This is a genomic window from Priestia sp. P5, from assembly GCF_029522155.1.
Taxonomy (GTDB): Bacteria; Bacillota; Bacilli; order Bacillales; family Bacillaceae_H; genus Priestia; species Priestia megaterium_E.
In genome coordinates this window covers 2,617,171-2,634,959 of record NZ_JAKWFJ010000001.1, presented here as the reverse complement: position 1 = coordinate 2,634,959, position 17,789 = coordinate 2,617,171, and the positions used below count along the sequence as shown (strand labels likewise).

At 38.8% G+C, this 17,789-nt stretch carries 18 protein-coding genes and 1 riboswitch; of the genes, 15 read left to right on the top strand and 3 right to left on the bottom strand.

Annotated elements, in window-relative coordinates; genetic code table 11:
• The first annotated feature begins 38 nt into the window (after positions 1-38).
• The 9 genes from MMB69_RS14100 (at position 39) to MMB69_RS14060 (ending at position 9,146) form a co-directional block, all read left to right on the top strand.
• Positions 39-392 (top strand): YolD-like family protein, encoded by a 354-nt coding sequence (locus tag MMB69_RS14100; protein WP_195780209.1) that lies wholly within the window; start codon positions 39-41, stop codon positions 390-392.
• Positions 393-514: 122 nt separating this feature from the next.
• Positions 515-655, top strand: a complete 141-nt coding sequence (locus MMB69_RS14095; protein ID WP_013056833.1) for a hypothetical protein — start codon at positions 515-517, stop codon at positions 653-655.
• Between the two features lie 381 nt (positions 656-1,036).
• Positions 1,037-1,789, top strand: a complete 753-nt coding sequence (locus MMB69_RS14090; protein WP_013056834.1) for a DeoR/GlpR family DNA-binding transcription regulator — start codon at positions 1,037-1,039, stop codon at positions 1,787-1,789.
• The gene (gene pfkB, locus MMB69_RS14085) at positions 1,786-2,700 is read left to right on the top strand and encodes a 1-phosphofructokinase (protein WP_025752144.1); all 915 of its coding nucleotides are present in this window, start codon (positions 1,786-1,788) and stop codon (positions 2,698-2,700) included. Before MMB69_RS14090 ends, pfkB begins: the two co-directional genes overlap by 4 nt.
• Positions 2,701-2,712: 12 nt before the next feature.
• A complete protein-coding gene (locus MMB69_RS14080) occupies positions 2,713-4,581 on the top strand; it encodes a PTS fructose transporter subunit IIABC (protein ID WP_277447873.1) in 1,869 nt (622 codons plus the stop codon).
• 197 nt (positions 4,582-4,778) lie between these two features.
• Positions 4,779-6,161, top strand: a complete 1,383-nt coding sequence (locus tag MMB69_RS14075) for an aspartate kinase (RefSeq protein ID WP_221782909.1) — start codon at positions 4,779-4,781, stop codon at positions 6,159-6,161.
• Between the two features lie 116 nt (positions 6,162-6,277).
• The gene (locus MMB69_RS14070) at positions 6,278-6,763 is read left to right on the top strand and encodes a YusW family protein (RefSeq protein ID WP_014460317.1); all 486 of its coding nucleotides are present in this window, start codon (positions 6,278-6,280) and stop codon (positions 6,761-6,763) included.
• Between the two features lie 188 nt (positions 6,764-6,951).
• Positions 6,952-7,542, top strand: coding sequence for a superoxide dismutase family protein (locus MMB69_RS14065; protein ID WP_221782911.1), 591 nt, complete (start codon positions 6,952-6,954; stop codon positions 7,540-7,542).
• A 116-nt stretch (positions 7,543-7,658) separates the two neighbouring features.
• Positions 7,659-9,146, top strand: coding sequence for an FAD-dependent oxidoreductase (locus MMB69_RS14060; protein ID WP_277447872.1), 1,488 nt, complete (start codon positions 7,659-7,661; stop codon positions 9,144-9,146).
• 73 nt (positions 9,147-9,219) lie between these two features.
• On the opposite strand, the gene MMB69_RS14055 is transcribed toward MMB69_RS14060, so the two are convergent.
• Positions 9,220-10,455 carry a helix-turn-helix domain-containing protein gene (locus MMB69_RS14055; protein ID WP_221782914.1) on the bottom strand — a complete coding sequence of 412 codons (1,236 nt, stop codon included), beginning with the start codon at positions 10,453-10,455 and terminating at the stop codon, positions 9,220-9,222.
• Between the two features lie 308 nt (positions 10,456-10,763).
• Between MMB69_RS14055 and MMB69_RS14050 the strand changes: the two genes are divergently transcribed.
• From MMB69_RS14050 to MMB69_RS14040, 3 genes are read left to right on the top strand one after another with little or no spacing between them, the layout of a single operon-like run.
• The gene (locus MMB69_RS14050; RefSeq protein ID WP_221782916.1) at positions 10,764-11,543 is read left to right on the top strand and encodes an SDR family NAD(P)-dependent oxidoreductase; all 780 of its coding nucleotides are present in this window, start codon (positions 10,764-10,766) and stop codon (positions 11,541-11,543) included.
• 12 nt (positions 11,544-11,555) lie between these two features.
• Positions 11,556-11,858 carry an ArsR/SmtB family transcription factor gene (locus MMB69_RS14045; RefSeq protein WP_029715041.1) on the top strand — a complete coding sequence of 101 codons (303 nt, stop codon included), beginning with the start codon at positions 11,556-11,558 and terminating at the stop codon, positions 11,856-11,858.
• Between the two features lie 13 nt (positions 11,859-11,871).
• A complete protein-coding gene (locus tag MMB69_RS14040) occupies positions 11,872-13,272 on the top strand; it encodes an aldehyde dehydrogenase (protein WP_221782918.1) in 1,401 nt (466 codons plus the stop codon).
• A 28-nt stretch (positions 13,273-13,300) separates the two neighbouring features.
• Here MMB69_RS14040 and tenA read toward each other — a convergent pair whose 3' ends face one another.
• Positions 13,301-13,990 carry a thiaminase II gene (gene tenA, locus MMB69_RS14035; RefSeq protein WP_013056845.1) on the bottom strand — a complete coding sequence of 230 codons (690 nt, stop codon included), beginning with the start codon at positions 13,988-13,990 and terminating at the stop codon, positions 13,301-13,303.
• A 96-nt stretch (positions 13,991-14,086) separates the two neighbouring features.
• A riboswitch (TPP riboswitch) is annotated at positions 14,087-14,185 on the bottom strand.
• 226 nt (positions 14,186-14,411) lie between these two features.
• Here tenA and MMB69_RS14030 point away from each other — a divergent pair.
• From MMB69_RS14030 to MMB69_RS14020, 3 genes are all read left to right on the top strand, one after another.
• Complete coding sequence (locus MMB69_RS14030; RefSeq protein WP_277447871.1) at positions 14,412-15,158, top strand: TspO/MBR family protein; 747 nt, start codon at positions 14,412-14,414, stop codon at positions 15,156-15,158.
• Positions 15,159-15,460: 302 nt separating this feature from the next.
• Positions 15,461-15,643, top strand: coding sequence for a hypothetical protein (locus MMB69_RS14025; RefSeq protein WP_221782922.1), 183 nt, complete (start codon positions 15,461-15,463; stop codon positions 15,641-15,643).
• Positions 15,644-15,819: 176 nt separating this feature from the next.
• Positions 15,820-17,154: a sodium-dependent transporter gene (locus MMB69_RS14020; protein WP_221782924.1), complete on the top strand. Its 1,335-nt coding sequence runs from the start codon at positions 15,820-15,822 to the stop codon at positions 17,152-17,154.
• A gap of 31 nt (positions 17,155-17,185) precedes the next feature.
• Here MMB69_RS14020 and MMB69_RS14015 read toward each other — a convergent pair whose 3' ends face one another.
• Entirely contained in the window at positions 17,186-17,761 is a 576-nt protein-coding gene (locus MMB69_RS14015) for a cell wall hydrolase (RefSeq protein WP_221782926.1), read from the bottom strand.
• Positions 17,762-17,789 lie beyond the last annotated feature (28 nt).

The following is a 17,789-nucleotide window of genomic DNA, read 5'->3' as shown; positions in this document are numbered from 1 at the left end:
TTCGTTCGGTAAAATAGAAGCAAGAGTCAAGGGGGAGAATGAACGTGTATCAAGATGAATTAAAACAGTATGCGAAGCTAGTAATGCCCGAGCATTTAGAGAAAATGAAGAAAATGTACAGTCCCGAGGCACATAAGCAGTCCTTAGGGTTGAAAAAAGAAAAGATTGAGCATATTGAAAATGTCATTATGAACAGTTACTCGGAGCATCATCCAGTAACGCTTCACGTCTATGAAGCAGGACATATTCAAAGGTATGAACGAGTGACGATTGATAAAGTCTCGCTGCAGTCGAATACGCTGATGGTCACAGGCCCTTGTTATACATATTCGATTCGAGCGGATGCAGTAATTGAAGCAAATGTATGGAAAGACGAAAGCTACTCTAGCTAAGAGTAGCTTTTTTGTTCGTTTTGTATCTTTTTTTTAACGCATGCATACAATACATAAAAGCATATTCTGCGAGTAGTAACTTCTAGCTACTAGGAAATCTTAATTAAAGAAGGGATTATTGTATGCAAAATGAAAAAACTCAAGTAAGAGAAATCGAATTAACGCAGTTCATTAAGAAAAGACTCGTTCGTTTTATCTCAAGTTTAGCTATTTCTTCTGCCCTTGCTTCCATATTATATATGCTTCTGTTTTTATTTAAATGATGGGTCACTTCGAGTTGTCCAAAAAGGTGGACAACTTTTTTAGTGTGTAGGCTTTTATGAAGTCAGGACAAGCTATACTCGATTCAGTCAGAAAAATTCAACCGGTCAAGAAATAGTCAAAAACAGTCATAGTTAATTAGTTGCAAGAAAACCTTTACATATAATGAGAAAAGTAGACAAATTCTTGAATTACCAGCATATTTCCTTTTATATTAACTATTATTAAACCAAATGCAAATCTAATTGTTTGTTCAAAAAACTTTATTTTGTAATTAAAAAAATGAATGTTTTTGATTTTTTATGATTGATTTTGAATGTAAACCGTGATAAAGTAAGTACATGAAATAAATGAAAACGCTTTTTTGAAAAAGGAGCTAGAACATGTTAACGCCGGAGAGACATCAACTAATCTTAAAACTTTTAAAAGAGAAAGAACTTGTAAAAGTGCAAGAGTTTATCGAAGTTACAGGCGCTTCGGAATCCACAATTAGAAGAGACTTGAGTCAACTAGAAGAAGAGCAAATGCTCAAACGTGTTCACGGTGGCGCTTCGCTTATTCGCAGTAAACGAATCGAACTGAGCGTTATCGAAAAATCTGCTAAAAATGTTCAAGATAAACGAAACATTGCAGAGTATGCGGCTTCCATTATAAATGAAGGTGACTGTATTTTTTTAGATGCAGGAACTACAACGTATGAAATGATTCCTTTTTTAAAGCAAAAAGATGTAGTTGTCGTGACAAATGGTTTAATGCATTTAAACCCGATGCTAGAACAAGGTATCACCCTCTATTTAATTGGAGGATCGGTTAAACATAAAACGGGCGCTTTAATTGGCAATGGAGCCCTTTTAAGTCTTGAACAGTATCGTTTTGATAAATGTTTTATGGGAGCGAATGGGATTCATCATCAATACGGATATACAACTCCTGATCCAGAAGAAGCATTGATCAAGCAAACGGCAATGAAGCTGTCTAGAGAATCTTATATTTTATCAGATTCCACTAAATTTTTTGAAACAAGTTTTGCGAAAATAGCCGATTTACATGAAGCAAAAATTATAACAAATGACGTACCTAGCGATGTACTTATACAGTATGCAAACAAAACAGACATAAAGGTTGTGAAATCATGATTTATACATGTACGTTGAACCCATCCGTTGATTACGTAGTACATGTTTCAGCATTCGAAGAAGGCGGGCTTAACCGCACAACGAATGAAGCCAAGTTTCCAGGAGGAAAAGGCATTAACGTCTCTCGCGTTTTAAAGCGATTAGGTGTTGATAATAAGGCCCTCGGTTTTGTAGCCGGCTTTACAGGAACTTATATCGAAGACTACTTAAAAGCGGAGAATATCGAAACAGCTTTTACAAGAGTTGAGGGAGATACGCGCATTAACGTAAAGTTGAAAACAGAAAAAGAAACAGAAATTAACGGTCAAGGACCTGCTATTACAGACGAAGCGCTTCAGTCTTTATTGACTCAAGTGAAGCAAATGACTGAAGGCGATATCTTCGTATTAGCAGGGAGTATACCGAAAACGCTTCCAAGTTCTGTGTATGAAACGTTAACTGAACTAGCAGCGGCGAACGGAGTAAAAGTAGTAGTAGATGCAAGTGGAAAAACTTTGCTAGACGTCGTGTCTCACAAGCCGTTTTTTATCAAACCAAATCATCATGAACTTGCAGAATTGTTTGATGTAGAAGTAAACAGTGCAGAAGATGCGCTGGTATACGGTAAAAAACTCGTGGAACAAGGAGCGCAAAACGTCGTTGTATCCATGGCAGGAGATGGAGCACTTCTTATTAACGAAAGCGGTGTCTACAGTGCCACAGTCCCTAAAGGAACAGTAAAAAATTCTGTTGGAGCTGGAGATTCACTTGTAGCTGGATTTATTGCTTCTTATGTAAAACAAGGGGATTTATTAGAAGCCTTTCAAACAGGAGTTGCTTCAGGAAGTGCCACAGCATTCTCACTTGAATTATGTACAGCAGAAGATGTAAAGACGCTTCGTGAACAAGTGTCAATCACAAAGGTAGAGTAGGGGGAACCGAGAATGAGAATTACAGAACTATTAAAAAAAGATACAATCATTCTTGATTTAAAAAGCAAGTCAAAAGCTGATGTTATTGATGAGTTAGTTGGAAAATTAGATGAAGCTGGTCGCTTAAGCGACCGAGCTGGCTATAAAGAAGCAATTTTAAACCGTGAATCTCAAAGCACAACGGGAATTGGGGAAGGCATTGCTATTCCACATGCAAAAACAAGCTCGGTAAAAACACCGGCCATTGCATTTGGACGCTCAACAGAAGGTATTGATTATGAATCATTAGACGGACAGCCTGCACACCTATTCTTCATGATTGCAGCGAGTGAAGGAGCGAATAATGCTCACTTAGAAACACTATCTCGTTTGTCTACGTTATTAATGGACGAATCGTTCCGAAAAACGTTGCTAACAGCATCATCAATTGATGAAGTCATCAAAGCAATTGATGATAAAGAAACTGAAAATGAAGCGCCGGAAGAGGAAGTAGATACAGCTTCAGATCAATTAGTGCTTGCTGTAACGGCTTGCCCAACGGGAATTGCCCACACATATATGGCAGCGGACAGCTTAAAAGCAAAAGCGAAAGACATGAATGTCACGCTCAAAGTTGAAACAAACGGTTCCAGCGGTGTTAAAAATGCGTTGACGAAGGAAGAAATTGAAAACGCTACCGCTATTATCGTTGCAGCTGACAAGCAAGTAGAAATGGAACGTTTTGCAGGTAAAAAAGTCATTCAAGTTCCAGTAGCTGAAGGAATTCGCAAGCCGGAAGAATTAATTAACCGCGCGTTAAAAGGAGACGCTCCTGTATACAGCGGCGGTGGCAGCAAAGAAGGCGGAGAAAGTAAAGGATCAGAGCGTACAGGGTTTTACAAGCACCTAATGAGCGGTGTATCCGCAATGCTTCCGTTTGTTGTAGGGGGCGGGATCTTAATTGCCATTTCATTTATGTTTGGCATTCACTCAGCAGAGCCGAAAGATCCAACGTACAATGCATTTGCAGCGGCGCTAAAAACAATTGGCGGAGATAATGCATTCTTCTTACTAGTACCAGTACTAGCAGGGTTCATTGCAATGAGTATTGCTGATCGTCCTGGTTTAGCTCCCGGTATGGTTGCAGGTCTTTTAGCAGCTTCTGGTGGAGGTGGTTTCTTAGGTGGTTTAATCGCTGGTTTCTTAGCGGGTTATGTAGTAGTGGGATTAAAGAAATTATTCAGCGGTTTACCGCAAGCGCTTGATGGAATTAAGCCAGTTCTTCTCTATCCGCTATTTGGGATTTTTATCTCAGGATTGATTATGCTTTATGTTGTAAATGAACCAGTTAGTGCAATTAACAAAGGATTAACGCACTGGTTAAGTGGATTTGGTACAGGTAACTTAGTATTATTGGGTATTATCTTAGGTGGTATGATGGCTATTGATATGGGTGGTCCTATTAATAAGGCAGCCTTTACATTTGGTATTGCAATGATTGATGCTGGAAACTATGCACCACACGCAGCGATTATGGCAGGCGGTATGGTTCCACCATTAGGTATGGCTATTGCGACAACTTTGTTCAAAAACAAATTTACTCGCCAAGAGCGTGAAACAGGTAAAACGTGTTATGTAATGGGTCTTTCATTTATTACAGAAGGTGCGATTCCATTCGCAGCAGCTGACCCAGGCCGTGTTATTCCCGCATCGGTTATCGGTGCTGCAGTAGCAGGTGCTTTAACAATGATGTTCCACATCGGTTTACCAGCACCACACGGCGGCGTATTCGTTATCGGAATTGTACAAGGAAATCCTCTTTTATATGCACTAGCAATTTTAATTGGTGCAATTGTAACAGCGGTCCTTGTAGGTGTATTAAAAAAGCCAAAAGCAGAATAACAAAAAAAGACTGATTTTACACGATGTAAAATCAGTCTTTTTTTGTGTTTTTGTGGTAGACATTTGTTCTTTATGAGAGTACAATTACGTTAGTATTCCTTTAATTTTTAGAAAAGTTAGATAGATAAGCTTTTCTACTTGATAAAATATGGTACAATAATCGAATATTAAAAACAAAGTAAGGAAGTGTCTCAAACATGAAGGTTGCGAAGTTTGGCGGGAGTTCAGTTGCAAGCGCAGAGAAATTTAAACAGGTTGCGCATATTGTAACGTCTGATAAAGAGAGAAAGCTGGTAGTTGTATCAGCTCCGGGTAAGCGATACGGAGAAGATACAAAAATGACAGATTTGCTAATCGCACTTTCTGCCAAAATACAGCTTGGAGAAGATTACGTCGATGAGTTTGGGCAAGTAATTGATCGCTATCGTGAAATCGTTGTGGACTTGTCTATGCCAGAAACGATTATTACTGACATTATTACGAATTTACAATCACTTATTGATTTACATAAAAACGATCCATTTCGCTTATTAGACTGTCTAAAAGCAAGTGGAGAAGATAATAACGCAAAGGTAATGGCTGCTTATCTAAACCATTTAGGTTTTGAAGCTCATTATGTAAATCCAAAAGAAGCAGGTATTTTTGTTTCTGATGAACCCGGAAGAGCAAGAGTGCTTCCACTGTCTTATGAAAAATTACCGCAGCTAAGAGAGCGTTCAGGCATTTTGGTGATTCCAGGATTCTTTGGCTACTCTGAAGAAGGGAACATGGTTACTTTCTCGCGCGGTGGGTCAGATATCACAGGCTCAATTGTAGCAGCGGGAGTAAAAGCTGATTTGTATGAAAACTTTACCGACGTAGATGCTATTTATAGTGTAGATCCAAGACTTGTGGAAAAGCCTCATGAAATGAAAGAAGTAACATACAGAGAAATGCGTGAACTATCCTATGGAGGTTTTTCTGTCTTTCATGATGAAGCGCTAGAGCCGGTTTATAAACTAGGCATTCCTGTTTGTGTAAAGAATACAAATAATCCGGAAGCAAAGGGGACATTCATTGTAGCTGAGCGTCCTCACGGAGATACGCCGGTGGTTGGAATTGCTGGGGACAAAGGTTTTTGCAACATCCACGTGAGCAAATACTTATTAAACCGTGAAATTGGTTTTGGTAGAAGATTGCTTGAAATTTTAGAGGATGAAGGTATTTCATACGAACATACCCCTTCAGGAATTGATAATATCTCTGTCATCATGCGCGAGCATCAGCTTACGCCAGATGTGGAAAAACGTGTATTTGCTCGAATTGAAAAAGAACTTGAAGTAGATGAAATCTTTATTGAACGTGATCTTGCTATGGTTATGGTAGTAGGAGAAGGAATGAATAGCACAGTAGGAATTGCTGCAAAAGCTACAGAAGCTTTTGCTCGTGCTGAAGTGAATCTTGAAATGATCAACCAAGGTTCTTCTGAGGTAAGCATGATGTTTGGTGTGAAAGCAGACGCTTTAGACCGTGCTGTTCAAGCTCTTTACAATACGTATTTTAACAGCATGTACAGTATTTCTTATTCGAATGTAAAATAAACAAGACGAAAAACCCCGCTTTCTTTTTAGAGAGCGGGGTTTTCTAGTGAAGGCGTATAAAAATTAAATTTGTGGACATAAAGGGAAGGAAGAGTGAAGTCAAAGGAGGAAATACAGTGAAGAAAAGACCCTTTTTCATATTCTTTTCCCTTATAGGTATGAGCGTACTTTCAGCTTGCCACAATGATGATGCGGCACCGGCGAGAGAAGCTCAAAATAAACAAGGCGTGACGAATGGCGGAACGCCGATGAGCTATGATAATCAAAGTGAAAACACGTCTTTTAACTTTTCAAAATTTGATTTAGAAGTGGACTACAAGGGACTTAATAATGATTATGAAGCCGACTATGAAAACGAAAATGATGAGATAGAAGCCAAAGTGGATGATAATATTAACGATGAGCACTTGAACGGAGACAAAGCTTTTAATAAATTATCTTCAAAATTTAAAAAGTTAAATTTTGATCAGCGCACCCCCGATGAAGATGTAAAAAAGGAAGTAATCGATGCGTTTGGTCTAAAAAAAGATTTTCAGTCGTTTGAATTAGAAGTTCGTTTTTCAAACGGAACGGAAAAAGAATACAACTTTAAACAAAAGTAAGACGTTAAAGCAAAGTATTTTAGTTGAAAGAAAATCCGAACGATGAATCGAGGTTCTTCATTAAGAATCCAACTCGTTTGGATTTTTTCATTGGTAAGGTGAACGTATGTCTCAATCTTATTTTTGATGTCTAAAAAAAGGAAAATAGTGAAAGGATGGTGATAAATAAGAAAAAGGAGGAATCACGGATGCAAAAGTTGATAATGAACGGATGTGTAGTCTTTATCTTATTACTGCTGGGAGCATGCAGCATGGTAAAAGAGCAAAATAACGCTCATGAAAACCACTTGGAAACAGAGGAAGCGAAAGAAACAAGCGAAGTATCGGTAGAACCTATTAAAGTGGATTTAACAAATACGTCAGGCAAAAGAGTAGGAGAGGCTACCCTGTCAGAAGCAAAGAACGGCGTGCACATTAAATTAACTGCTCAAGGTCTTTCACCGGGAAGACATGGATTTCATATTCATGAAATAGGAAAATGTGAGGTGCCGGATTTTAAAACAGCGGGTGCCCATTTTAATCCTTTTAAACGTGAACACGGCTTTAAAAATACAAAAGGCCCGCATGCAGGTGATTTGCCCAATCTAGAAGTTGCTCCAAATGGGAAAGTAGATACAGAAATTTTTGCTTCTCTTGTCACGCTGCAAGAAGGAAAGCCGAATTCTCTTTTGGATATGGATGGATCGGCATTAGTGATACATGATAAAGTCGACGATTACACAACGGATCCTTCAGGAAACTCAGGAGATCGGATTGTTTGTGGAGTGATTACAAAATAGGCCAAAAAGCTGTGAAATCATTCACGGCTTTTTTATTTCAGTAACGAGCCGCTTCTAAATTGCGGTGAGCTTCTTTTTTTTGCACAATAGAAGAAAGAACTAAAGAAGGTGAAAACATGCATAAGCAAGTTGTCGTAATAGGCGGAGGAATAGGTGGGTTAACAGCGGGAGCGCTTTTAGCTAAACATGACTATGAAGTGACGGTTTTAGAAGCTTCTCGAGAATGGGGAGGCTGTGCAGGGAAATTTCAGCGCCATTTGTATACGTTTCCTGTTGGAGCGACGCTTGGAATGGGATTTGAGCACGGAGGGATACATGAGCGAATCGGCACGTACCTTGGCCTAGAAATTGAAAAGGTTTCTCTTGAGAAAATCATGAAAGTTCATCTTCCTCATCGTACACTGATTTATTATCAAGACCGGTATCAGCATATTTCCTATCTTCAAAAACAATTTCCTCATAAAGCAAAAAATATTAGGAGCTTTTATGAAAATGTGTTTAGAATGGCAAAAGAAATTCGCAAGCTTATGCAGTCTCTGCCGGTTCTTCCTCCTCTGACAGTAGGTGAGTGGAGCAGGCTGGTAAGTTCGTTGAATTTTGGTTCTGTGAAGCTGTTGCCTTATTTTTATCAATCGTTTAGTTATTTACTAAAAAAACACAGCTTGTTAGACGAAGCGGACTTTCTTCATTTTGTTGATGGTCAATTAATAGACAGCATGCAGACAACGAGTGAGAACTGTTCAATGCTTATTGGATGTTTAGCGTTGGATATTTATCACGAAGGAGCTTTTTATGTGAATGGCGGCTTATACAAAGTCGCAGAAGCGCTGCAAAAATCGATTAAAGCCAACGGAGGAAAAACGACTCTAGGAAGGAAAGTAGTAAAGATAGAGCGTGATAATGACGGGTGGATCGTGCATGATCATAGAGGTAACCGTTACCCTGCATCAGACGTTGTATGCAACGCCCCTGTTCAAAGCTTAAAGTCTTTGCTGCATGATGAAGATTACCAACATATTCATAAGCGGGCAAAAGAAAAAAGCGAGCTTCCGCAGTGGGGAACGTTTTCGATGTATTTTGCCATTGATGAAAGAGATCTGCCGCAAAAGGTAGAGTTGTTTCAGCAAGTACTTCAATCCGAACAAGGGGAAATGACAGAAGGAAATCATTTATTTATCTCAGTCTCTCATCCTGATGATCGTTTTCGAGCGCCTGAAGGCAAGCGTACAATTACAGCGTCTACTCACATTGATCTTAGCAAGTGGAGTAATAAAGAAGCCTATGACCTTCAAAAACAAGTTCTTGAGAAAAAAATGGTAGCAGGCATTAAAACCATTATTCCTAGCATTGAAAAAGCAGAGCATCAAATTTCGGGAGCTCCTAAAGCATGGGAAAGGTTCACTTCTCGCCCAAACGGCGGAGTGGGAGGCTTTCCGCAAACGTTAGATCATACCTTGTTCAACAGTATTTCGCATCGATCTGGCTTACAAGGACTGTGGTTATGCGGAGATACAGTGTTTCCAGGAGCGGGAACTATAGGCGTATCGGTAAGCGGCTATCATGTGTTTCAAAGTATAACGTCTCACCGCCATACGTTACCTTAACATTTCTTACATACAAACTACTATTGTTCATACCATTAAAAACACCGGCCCCATTACCATAGGGCCGGTGTTTTCAGGAGAGAAACAGCTTCCACCACTTCCGTTTTCGCTTCATATCAGCAGCCGCGGTTTGTCTAAAGGTTTGGACAAAATCACTAAACATCTCTTCGCGTTCAGCTACGCTTTGACGATGAAGCTTACGTTCTTTCTCCATTTCTTTTAAATAATAGACTCGTTCCTCATTCATTGAATCAATTAAATCACGAAGCTCTTCTGTCGTATTAGTTGAAGAATTATTTAATTTTTCAACCATAAATTTTACTTGATTCATCGCAACGGTGGAGTTGCTTGAGAATCGGTCTAATAAATACTGCATTTCTTTAGAGGATTCATCCGCATTCTCCATGACATCTTTCATGAACAGGCGCATATCCTCGGTTTTCTCTTCAGCGATTGTTGAATAATCTTCAATCAAAGAAGTGACTTCATCAAACGATTTTTCGTTAGAACGGATAATTTTTTTAGACATATTTTCTACATCTCTTGCGCTGCGTTCTGAAGACTCAGAAATGTATGCCCCGACCGACTCCACCATTTCTACAGTTTGGGTAGCACTTTTTTCAAGCTCTCTTTTTACTTCTCCGACAATTTCTTCGCGAACTTCATTTCGCATACCTTCTCGCATTTCTTTTAACAAATCAGCTTTAAATGTATCAAGTACCTCAAACACATCTTCATAGCGGCGAACAGCTTCTACTAATTCCCCTTGAAGCAGTTCTTTTTCATTCACAACAAGGTCGTTTGGTTTTGGCTCTTCAATAGAAGCAGAAATAGCCTGCTTTTCTTCTTCAGTAGCTAATCGTGCTTCAGGTATAGGAGAGGTCTTCTCTTGCTTGTTTTCTGAAATGCTTTCCTGCTTTTCGGCAGCCTTTTTCTTTTCTTGCTTCATTTGTTTATTGGAATGTTCTTGAAAATCAATGACGTTTTCTTTTTTAGCTGTTGTTTTCAACTGTGGCGGTTCTTCTTCTTTTGAAACCGCTGCCTCTGATTCCATCACTAAATGTTCCTGCTCTTCTTGTTCCTTTATCAGCAGCTGAACATATTCTTTGACTTCATCTAACGTACATTGTTCATCAAACAGCTGTTTAATATCATTAAATAATTCAATTTGTTCCTCTGTATAGACACGGGCCCCATCTACTCGTTCAATTGTTAAATAGCTGCCCAATAATTTTTCCCATTGTTTTAGCGTTTTCTTCTCTACCTCTAATTGATCACTTACTTTTTTAATTGTATATGTCTCCATCATTTTTCATTTCCTCCCTTATCTATTTTCATCCAACTATGTAATGGATTATTTGTTGTATGTTGTATTCACCATATCTTCACTTGTTTTCCTGCTAGGTGACAAAGGTTGTCAAAACTAGACGACATTAGCCTTCTATGTAAAGAAAACGCATATTTTGTAAAAAAATGTACAGAAATACGCAAATGGCAAAAAAGGAAAACATAAAAGAAAAGAAGAGTATAGAAAACAGTTGACGGGAAAAAATGAATCCTATAAGATAAGTTTAAATGTTTAAGTTCTTGAACATATAAACATAAGGAGTGAACACTATGTCACAGCATTATGCGCTCATCACCGGTGCGTCCGGAGGAATAGGTGAAGAGTTAGCTTATCAATTCGCAAAGGATGGGCATCCTGTAATTTTAGTTGCCAGAAGCGCTGATAAACTAACAGCGATTGGAGAGAATTTAAAATCTACTTATAATATTGACGTGATAACGTTTATTAAGGATTTATCAAGAGAAGAAGAGATACAGTCACTATATGAAGAACTTAAAAATAAAAAAATGCACGTTGACTATTTAGTGAATAATGCTGGTTTTGGACTATACGGCAAATTTATTGAAACAGCTTTAGACGACGAGTTAAACATGATTGACTTAAATATCCGATCATTAACTCATTTAACAAAATTATTTTTACCGGATATGGTTAGACGAAATCACGGTAAAATTTTAAACATTGCGTCCGTTGCTGCATTTATGCCGGGTCCGCTTATGACGGTGTATTATGCAACAAAAGCGTACGTATTGTCTTTCACAGAGGCCCTTGAAAATGAATTAAAAGGTACCAATGTAACGGTAAGCGCTCTATGCCCGGGTCCAACTAAAACTGGTTTTAGCGACCGCGCCCAGCTAAGCAACTCCAAGCTTTTTCAAAGCGGTGCAATGGATGTAGAAACAGTTGTTAAAGTTGGCTATAAAAAATTTATGAAAGGGCAGACGGTTATCGTACCAGGAGTGCAGTTTCGTCTCGCCACGTTCATCCCGCGCTTTGTACCAAGAAAGTGGCTTACATCCGTTGTCCGAAGAACACAAGAAATTAAATAAAGGGGAATCTATATGAGTGAAAAAGCAGTCGAGTTATTTCGTGCCAGCATTCCTATTTTTCAGGCGCTAAGTGATTCAGCAAGACAAGATATTATTTTGCTGCTCGCCGAAAAAGAGCCTTTAACCGTAAATGAAATTGCAAATGAGTCTACGCTATCAAGACCGGCAATTTCTCATCATTTAAAAATTTTACGCGATCAAAAGCTTGTGCAAATTGAGCAAAAAGGGACGCAGAGATATTATTCACTAGCTTTAAGTGAGGCAGTTGAGCTATTAAAAAGCTTGCTTGCTACAGTTGAAGCCGAATGTTTATAGGGAGATGAAAGTGATGAACCACGAGCGATTTTATATCACAGATGAAACGGTCATTGAACATATTGTCTCTACACAAAAGCAGTATTTCTATGCGCAAAAGACAAAGAGTATCAACAGCCGTATTCAAGCGCTGAATAAGCTAAGAGACGCAGTCAAACAAAACGAGCAGAGAATTATGGATGCTTTAAAACAAGATTTAAATAAATCTGAAGTAGAGGCCTACACGTCGGAAATTGGGATTTTACTAGAGGAAATTCGATTTACGCTTAAACATCTAGCAAAATGGATGAAGCCTAAAAAAGTAAAAACCGCTTTAACACATGTGGGCTCTAAAGGGAAAATTGTTCCTGAACCGTATGGAGTCGCGTTAATTATTGCTCCGTGGAACTATCCGTTTCAATTAGCACTGTCTCCTTTAGTAGGAGCGATTGCGGCTGGAAACACGGCAATTATAAAACCTTCTGAATTAACGCCTAGCGTATCTCGCGTTATACAAGAATTACTGGCTGAAGCTTTTGACCCAGCATTTGTGACGGTGGTTGAAGGGGCTGTAGATACGACAAGTCTGCTTTTAAAACAGCCCCTTGATTATATTTTCTTTACGGGAAGTGTAAATGTAGGGAAAATTATTATGCAAGAAGCAGGGAAGCAGCTTATTCCCGTCACGCTTGAGCTAGGCGGAAAAAGTCCGTGCATTGTACATGAAGACGCAAACCTAGATCTTGCAGCGAAGCGAATTATGTTTGGGAAAGGGATGAATGCAGGCCAAACGTGCGTTGCTCCTGATTATTTGCTTGTGCATAAAAAGGTAAAAGCGCAGCTTGTAGAAAAACTTCGCAAAGCAATTTCTCAATTTTACGGTAACAATCCGCTTGAAAGCGACCGCTACGGCCGTATTGTCAGTGAGCGCCATTTTACTCGGCTAGTTGAGTTTTTAAAAGACGGAAATGCTATAGTTGGAGGCGGGTACAATAAAAACACGCTAACAATAGAACCTACGTTGTTAAGTGAAGTAAGCTGGACATCAGATGTTATGCAAGAAGAAATCTTTGGGCCTATTCTTCCTATGATTGAATATGAAACACTAGACGAAGTCATTCATAAAGTTCAAGAAAAAGCTAAGCCGTTAGCTCTTTACTTATTTACAGAAAGTGAAGATGTGCAAAACGTCATAACGGAGCGCCTTTCATTTGGAGGAGGCTGTATAAACGATACGCTTATGCATATCGCTACGCCATATTTGCCGTTTGGCGGAGTAGGAGAGAGCGGCACGGGTCAATATCATGGAAAAGACAGCTTCCGGACATTTTCTCATTTTAAAAGCATGCTGTCTCAAACAACCAAGTTTGATTTGTCATTCCGCTATCCTTCGGAAAAACAAAGCTTGAAAATGATCAAAAAATTACTGAAATAAAAAAGCCTCCTGACAGGAGGCTTTTTCGTTATTTTGAAAGTGAAAGCTGAGAAAGCGGCCATTTTTCTTGGGTATATGCCATTTCCCAAAATAAATACTCCAGTTCACAGCTTTTGATGAAGTGGTCTTTCATACGGTTACGTTCTTCTTCAGTCGCTTGTTCGGCGAGTTCATCAAGCTTGTTACAAAACCATTGTGTTGTGCCATTCATTTCTTCATTATTATAAAACTGAATCCATTCATAAAAAGGGTGAGAAGGAGATGGATTTACTTGTTCTGTAATGCGCTGGCCAATTTCAACGTACGTCCATGGGCATGGAAGAAGCACTGCAATGATTTCCGCTAAGCTACCTGTGTGCGCAACACTTGTCATATGGTTAATGTAGTGGCTAGCCGTCGGTGAAAGCGTCTCAGTGTGAAGATCTTCATAACGTACGCCTGCTACTTCACAAAAATTATTGTGAGGGTGTACTTCACTATGTAATACCGTAGAAATGCCGGCATTAAAGGCTTCCATTTCAGTACGCGTGCGGCATTTTGTTAAAGCAGCGCCGTAAATGCGAACAAATGCTGTTAAGTATTCGTAGTCTTGAGAAACGTAGTGAATCAGCGCTTCTTTTGGCACGTTTCCTTCAGCAATTCCTTTAATAAAAGGATGGTTAAAAATGGCTTCGTAAATATAGTTTGCTTCTTGTCTTAATTGAGATGAAAATGACATCAAAATCCTCCTTTAATATGAGGAAGTCACAAACAAGCACATAAAGGAAATAAAAAACACTCCGTTTATAAACGGAGTGGCAAAGGACAGTAAAAAAACTGAACATTGCCACTTTCCTACGCTGGTATGAGCCAGATCAGGTTCAAAGGGATCAAGAAAACTTGTCTCAGCCGGTGGGCACCCCTAGTGGACTTCCTATTAATCTATGTTTAACTTACCATATATTCTGAAAAATAGAAAGAGTTATAGGAAAATGTGCGCTAACCGTTTTTATTTTTTAAAGAGGAAATTTCTTAAAGCTATTTTTAATCATTTTTGTTTAAAAATGCATATTTTTAGGGAAGAAGAGGTATTAATGAAGGGAAGAGCCGTTTTCGTCTCCGAAACATTCCCATATAAATAGAAGAAAGGAGAGAACAAAATGGCGAAATTTCGTTTGTATGCTATATTAAATGCAGTAGGCTTGGCTATTACACTGCTTGTGAATTATTTAGCAAATGCCATTCCAATAGGAGGCAAAACAACGGGGGAAGCTTCTGCGCAAGTTCCTACCTTGTTTACACCAGCGGGCTATGCCTTTGCTATCTGGGGCGTTATTTATTTGTTATTAACCATTTGGGTTATACGCCAATTTTTTGCAAGAGAAGATCAAAAGGAAATATATGCACGTATCGGCATTTGGTTTTTTCTAAACTGTTTGTTAAATAGTGCGTGGATCTTTATTTTCCAAAACGATTACTATAAGTTATCCCTTTTAGTTATGCTCTTTATTTTAGGCACATTAATGATTGTGTATTCCATTATTCAGCATTCTCGGATGACGACATGGTTTATGCGTCTGCCGATTTCGCTTTATATTGGATGGATTTCTGTTGCGACTATTGTCAATGTGTTTGTTGTATTTGAAGCAAATGGAATACAGCACTTGCTTGGCCTGAGCGAGTTAGCATGGACGGTTATTATGCTGCTGGTAGGAGCTGTGCTAGGCATTATGTTTACATTAAAAAACCGAGACGCTGTTTATCCGCTTGTTTTTATTTGGGCTTATATTGCCATTGCAGTGAAGCAAAGTGGAAATCAGCCAATTGTCATTACTGTCATCATTTCGGTTGTTTTACTAGCAATTGCCATTATTGTGGGACTGATTAAACGCTATAGACGCTTTTAAAAAGAAGCTCTAGCTTTTGTAAGCTAGAGCTTTTTATGATGCTCTTTTGATTGTAAAAAAGCAGCTGTAAAAGCAATTAAGCTAATTAAAATACCAAAAGGAACAACAATTGGTACGAATGATAAAATAAATGTCATAAGTATAACCTCCATGTTGCATCGGTGTATAATGAAAAATTCAACTTTTTTAAATTGAAGTTCCGCTATTATAGTATGCTAGGCTTTATGTTTGGAGCCTATATGTTTAGAAATAAACGAAAAAGGCAACATACGTTACATACAGGTTATATAGGAGGAGTTAAAATGGAAACATATTTAGTCGCTTACACAGATAAAGATGATATGGAATATAAACAAGTGACGTGCGAGAGTTATGAAGATGCAGAGCGTACGGTCCTTCGTTTAGAGAGAGAAGGGCATATGCATATTGAAGAAATTTCAACTCAAGAAGCCTACCGTGGAGATGAATCATCGTACAGAGAATAAATTTTGAATAGAAATACCAACCTTAAAATGAAGAAGCAGCTGCTTCTTCATTTTTTCTATTCTATATAGATATCGTTTTATAGAAAAAAGTAAAACGGGAATGATTTTCTTCTGCATTTATGGTACAGTACTAATCAGGTGAGTTTTGAGTTTAGAAGAGGAGAGAGTAACATTATATGAGTAAAGGAAATCAGTGGTCTTCACGCCTCGGTTTTATTTTAGCATCTGCTGGGGCAGCAATTGGTCTAGGAGCGATATGGAAGTTTCCATACGTAACGGGAACCAGTGGCGGTGGAGCATTTTTTGCGTTGTTTATTTTATTTACGATTTTTATTGGATTGCCGCTTCTGTTGGCAGAATTTATCATTGGAAGACATACGGGAAAAGAAGCGATTAGTGCTTATAAGGCAATTGCTCCAAAATCCGCTTGGGTATGGATTGGCAGGCTCGGAGTACTCAGCTGTGTCGTTTTGCTTTCCTTTTACAGCGTCGTTGGCGGCTGGGTGATTTTATATACGATTATGAGCATAACCGGTATGCTAAGCGGAAAAGAGTACGGCCCGTTGTTCAATGCCGTCATTAGCCAACCTTATGTGGTATTAGGTGCACAGGCGCTGTTTTTATTAATTACAGTGTTTGTTATTTCAAAAGGCGTACAAAAAGGAATAGAGCGTGCTAATAAATACATGATGCCGCTGTTATTTATCTGTTTTATCATTATCGTGGTGCGTTCTTTAACATTAGACGGAGCAATGGACGGAGTAAAGTTCTTTTTAAAACCGGATTTTTCAGCCATTACAGGGTCATCTGTTCTCTATGCGCTCGGTCAGTCGTTTTTCTCGCTTTGCGTGGGATTATCCTGCATGGTGACATATAGCTCTTATTTAGGGAAAAAAGTAAGCTTGACGCGTTCAGCTGGCACTATTGCTATTTTGAACTTGTTTGTTTCGCTGCTGGCGGGCTTGGCTATTTTTCCAGCCGTTTTTTCGTTTGGATTAAAGCCAACTGAAGGACCTGGACTTTTGTTTGTGGTCTTGCCAACAGTATTTGAGAAAATGCCGTTTGGTACCGTCTTTTTAGCACTGTTTTTAATTTTATTTCTATTTGCTACGCTTACGTCTGCTTTTTCACTGCTGGAAATTATCGTAGCTGCTTTAACCAAAGACGATCAGACAAAACGAACTCGCTACGCTTCTTTATCAGGGATTCTTGTGTTTGTGGTAGGTATCCCATCAGCACTTTCGTTTGGTGTACTAAAACATGTCTCACTTTTTGGCAGAAGTATATTTGACGTAGCTGACTTTTTTGTGAGCAACTTAATGCTGCCTCTTGGAAGTCTAGCCATTGCGATTTTTGTGACATTTAAAATGAAAAAAGAAGCCGTGTATGAAGAGTTTATTTCAGGAAGTACAAAAGGTGCTAAATTATTCAACGCATGGTTCTTTCTAGTTAAATACGTATTGCCTATTATTATTATAGCTGTTCTATTAAGCTTACTTGTTGCATATTAAAAAAAAGCACTCATCTGAGTGCTTTTTTTGTTTATTTTGCAAAAACGTGATTTCCGATTGTAGTCGTAACCTGTTTTTGACGAAGCCATTGGTCGCTTGTTTTATCTGGATTAAAGAAGAATAACGAACCTTTTCCTTGACCTCTAAAAGCTAGTGCTTCATTTACAGCTTTTTTTGCTTCAGCATCCGCTGCTTTATTAATTTCACCGTTTTGTACAGGTGTAAACTGTGTACCTTGATAAATCACATCATGAATAGAGTCTGGGAAAGAATCGCTATCCACGCGGTTTAAGACAACTGTTGCTACAGCCACTTTGCCAGCGTAAGGTTCGCCTTTTGCTTCCGCTTGTACAAGGCGAGCTAACAATTCTTTATCACTTTCGCTAATAGAGTTAGGGATTGTTAATGTTTCATTTGCATTAATAGAGTCGGTAGATTTGTGATTTGCTTCTTTTAACTGTTCAACCGTAACGCCGTATTCAGCGCCAATCTTGTAAAGAGTCTCTCCGGCTTTTACGCGATGGGTTGTTTCAGCGGCATTTGCCCCGTGACTTATGCCGAACATAGGAACTGCCAGTGCTCCAATAATTGCTAGTTTCTTAAACATAAAGTAAGTACCTCCTGAAATCCTTTTG

What these genes read in the sequence shown, in the direction of transcription:
- MMB69_RS14100 (WP_195780209.1), top strand. Translation starts at nt 39, where the DNA reads ATGAACGTGTATCAAGATGAATTAAAACAGTATGCGAAGCTAGTAATG.
- MMB69_RS14095 (WP_013056833.1), top strand. Translation starts at nt 515, where the DNA reads ATGCAAAATGAAAAAACTCAAGTAAGAGAAATCGAATTAACGCAGTTC.
- MMB69_RS14090 (WP_013056834.1), top strand. Translation starts at nt 1,037, where the DNA reads ATGTTAACGCCGGAGAGACATCAACTAATCTTAAAACTTTTAAAAGAG.
- pfkB (WP_025752144.1), top strand. Translation starts at nt 1,786, where the DNA reads ATGATTTATACATGTACGTTGAACCCATCCGTTGATTACGTAGTACAT.
- MMB69_RS14080 (WP_277447873.1), top strand. Translation starts at nt 2,713, where the DNA reads ATGAGAATTACAGAACTATTAAAAAAAGATACAATCATTCTTGATTTA.
- MMB69_RS14075 (WP_221782909.1), top strand. Translation starts at nt 4,779, where the DNA reads ATGAAGGTTGCGAAGTTTGGCGGGAGTTCAGTTGCAAGCGCAGAGAAA.
- MMB69_RS14065 (WP_221782911.1), top strand. Translation starts at nt 6,952, where the DNA reads ATGCAAAAGTTGATAATGAACGGATGTGTAGTCTTTATCTTATTACTG.
- MMB69_RS14060 (WP_277447872.1), top strand. Translation starts at nt 7,659, where the DNA reads ATGCATAAGCAAGTTGTCGTAATAGGCGGAGGAATAGGTGGGTTAACA.
- MMB69_RS14055 (WP_221782914.1), bottom strand. Translation starts at nt 10,455, where the DNA reads ATGATGGAGACATATACAATTAAAAAAGTAAGTGATCAATTAGAGGTA.
- MMB69_RS14050 (WP_221782916.1), top strand. Translation starts at nt 10,764, where the DNA reads ATGTCACAGCATTATGCGCTCATCACCGGTGCGTCCGGAGGAATAGGT.
- MMB69_RS14045 (WP_029715041.1), top strand. Translation starts at nt 11,556, where the DNA reads ATGAGTGAAAAAGCAGTCGAGTTATTTCGTGCCAGCATTCCTATTTTT.
- MMB69_RS14040 (WP_221782918.1), top strand. Translation starts at nt 11,872, where the DNA reads ATGAACCACGAGCGATTTTATATCACAGATGAAACGGTCATTGAACAT.
- tenA (WP_013056845.1), bottom strand. Translation starts at nt 13,990, where the DNA reads ATGTCATTTTCATCTCAATTAAGACAAGAAGCAAACTATATTTACGAA.
- MMB69_RS14030 (WP_277447871.1), top strand. Translation starts at nt 14,412, where the DNA reads ATGGCGAAATTTCGTTTGTATGCTATATTAAATGCAGTAGGCTTGGCT.
- MMB69_RS14025 (WP_221782922.1), top strand. Translation starts at nt 15,461, where the DNA reads ATGGAAACATATTTAGTCGCTTACACAGATAAAGATGATATGGAATAT.
- MMB69_RS14020 (WP_221782924.1), top strand. Translation starts at nt 15,820, where the DNA reads ATGAGTAAAGGAAATCAGTGGTCTTCACGCCTCGGTTTTATTTTAGCA.
- MMB69_RS14015 (WP_221782926.1), bottom strand. Translation starts at nt 17,761, where the DNA reads ATGTTTAAGAAACTAGCAATTATTGGAGCACTGGCAGTTCCTATGTTC.